The organism is Actinoplanes sp. ATCC 53533 (assembly GCF_003947245.1).
Genome location: NZ_QHHV01000275.1, coordinates 1 through 2424 on the forward strand (window position 1 = coordinate 1; position 2424 = coordinate 2424).

General features: G+C 69.2%; 3 protein-coding genes. All 3 read right to left on the reverse strand.

The features are described 5' to 3' along the window. A partial coding sequence (locus DMB66_RS53050; protein ID WP_233625477.1) for a KUP/HAK/KT family potassium transporter occupies positions 1-1312 on the reverse strand: 1312 nt, incomplete at its 3' end. Positions 1313-1476: 164 nt separating this feature from the next. Further along, positions 1477-2154 carry a response regulator gene (locus DMB66_RS53055; RefSeq protein WP_125811666.1) on the reverse strand — a complete coding sequence of 226 codons (678 nt, stop codon included), beginning with the start codon at positions 2152-2154 and terminating at the stop codon, positions 1477-1479. Beyond that, a partial coding sequence (locus tag DMB66_RS53060) for a sensor histidine kinase KdpD (RefSeq protein ID WP_233625478.1) occupies positions 2151-2424 on the reverse strand: 274 nt, incomplete at its 5' end. The genes DMB66_RS53060 and DMB66_RS53055, both read right to left, overlap by 4 nt.

Here is a 2424-nt window from a genome sequence, read left to right on the forward strand (position 1 = left end):
AGGCGCCGTGGGCGAGCTTGGTGAGGTTCGCCGCCAGGAAGAGCAGGTCGATCGCGAGCAGGATGCCCGCGCCCAGGCCGATCTGCCACAGCGGGGTGTGCCAGCGGACCCGGGCGAGATAGAAGAACAGCAGGGTGGTGATCGTGATGGTGGCGATCACCGCCATGCCGAACGCGTACGCGAGGGCGGCGGAGCTGCGGAAGGCGAAGACCAGGGTGAGTACCGAGACCATCAGCAGCCAGTTGATCCACGGTACGTAGATCTGGCCGATCGTCGACGCCGAGGTGTGCGCGATCCGCAGTCTCGGGAGGTAGCCGAGCTGAGCGGCCTGCGACGCCACGGAGTAGGCACCGGTGATCACGGCCTGGGCGGCGATCACCGTCGCCGCGGTGGCCAGCAGCACCATCGGCAGTCGCCCCCAGCCGGGCGTGAGCAGGAAGAACGGGCTGTCGACCGCATGTGGGTCACGCAGGATCAACGCGCCCTGCCCCAGGTAGCTGAGCACGCACGCGGGCAGCACGAGAAGCAGCCAGCCGCGGGTGATGGCGCGGCGGCCGAAGTGGCCCATGTCGGCATACAGCGCCTCGGCGCCGGTCACCGCGAGCACGATCGCGGCGAGCGAGAAGAAGGCGACCTCGAAGCGGCCGGTCAGGAACCCCACCGCGTAGGTGGGTGACAGTGCTCGCAGGATCTCGGGGTTACGGGCGATGCCGGCGACACCGCAGGCGCCGATGGCGAGGAACCAGGCGATCATCACCGGGCCGAACAGCCGCCCGACGGCGGCCGTCCCCCGGCGCTGGAAGGCGAACAACACCACGATGATCACGGCGGTGGCCGGGACCACCAGGTCGTCCAGCCCCGACTGGACGATCTTGATCCCTTCCACCGCCGACAACACGGAGATAGCCGGCGTGATCATGCTGTCGCCGAAGAACAGGGCGGCCCCGAAGACACCGGCCAGCGCGAGCATCCCGGTGGCGCGGCTCTTGCCGGCGCCACCCCAGCGGCGCAGCATCGCGATCAGGGCCATGATGCCGCCCTCGCCATCGTTGTTGACCCGCATCACGAGGGCGACGTAGGTCAGCGTCACGATGATCATCACGGACCAGAAGATCAGCGAGACGACCCCGTACACGTTGCCGGTGCTGACCGGCACGGGGTGCGGGTCGGCGGGGTTGAAGACGGTCTGCAGGGTGTAGATCGGGCTGGTGCCGATGTCGCCGAACACGATGCCGAGCGCGCCGACCACGACGGCGGCCCGCACCGTCTCCCTCCCACCCGCCGCCGGCCCGGTAACGGACTCTGCCTTCACCCGACGTCCTTCCCCGCTCAACCCGGCAGCCGGTCCCCGCGAAATCCGGGCCGGCATCGTCGGCACACCGTCGAACCTGACGTTAGACGCGCCGAAGCGAGAGTGCGGGAAAGATCCGCGTTAAGAACGCGTCAAACATCGGCGCGCGGGCTGGCTGTGCGCGGTCAGGGGCGGAAGCGGTAGCCCATGCCGGGCTCGGTGAGCAGGTGCCGGGGGTGGGACGGGTCGGCCTCGAGTTTGCGACGCAGCCGGGCCATGTATTGGCGCAGGTAGTTGGTCTCGGTGGAGTACTGCGGGCCCCAGACGTCGTGCAGCAGGGCTCGCTGGCTGAGAAGTTTGCCCGGGTGGCGGAGCAGGTGTTCGAGCAGCTGCCATTCGGTGGGGGTGAGCCGCACGTCGGTGTCGCCGCCGGTGATGCTGCGCGCGCCGAGGTCGATGGTGTGCGGGCCGATCGTGACGGTGGGCGGGGTTTCGCCGGGTGGCTGGGTCCGGCGGGTGACGGCCCGGATGCGGGCGAGCAGTTCGTCGATGCCGAAGGGTTTGGTGATGTAGTCGTCGGCGCCGGCGTCGAGGGCGTCGACCTTGTCGTGGCTCTCGGCGCGGCCGGAGAGCACGATGATCGGGATGCCGGTCCAGCCGCGGAGACCGCGAATGACCTCGGTGCCCTCCATGTCGGGCAAGCCGAGATCGAGCACAACGAGGTCCGGGTGGTGGCGGGTGGCGGCGCGCAAGGCGGAGACGCCGTCAGGCGCGGTGTCGACATCGTAGTGACGGGCGCGCAGGTTGATGGTCAGCGCGCGGACGATCTGGGGTTCGTCGTCGACCACGAGGATGCGGGTCACCGGTCGGCGGCTGTCGGCAGCGAAAGGATCATGGTGAGTCCACCTCCGGGTGTCTCCTCCGGTGTCAGGGTGCCGCCCATCGCCTCGGTCAGACCACGGGACAGCGCGAGTCCGAGCCCGACACCGGTGTGGTTGTCACGGTCGCCGAACCGTTGGAAGGGCAGGAAGACATCGTCCCAGCGGTCTTCGGGGATGCCGGGTCCATGATCAATGACGCGGATCTCGACTGCGCCGCCCAGCGAACTCGCGGTGATGACCGGCGGCGTGGTC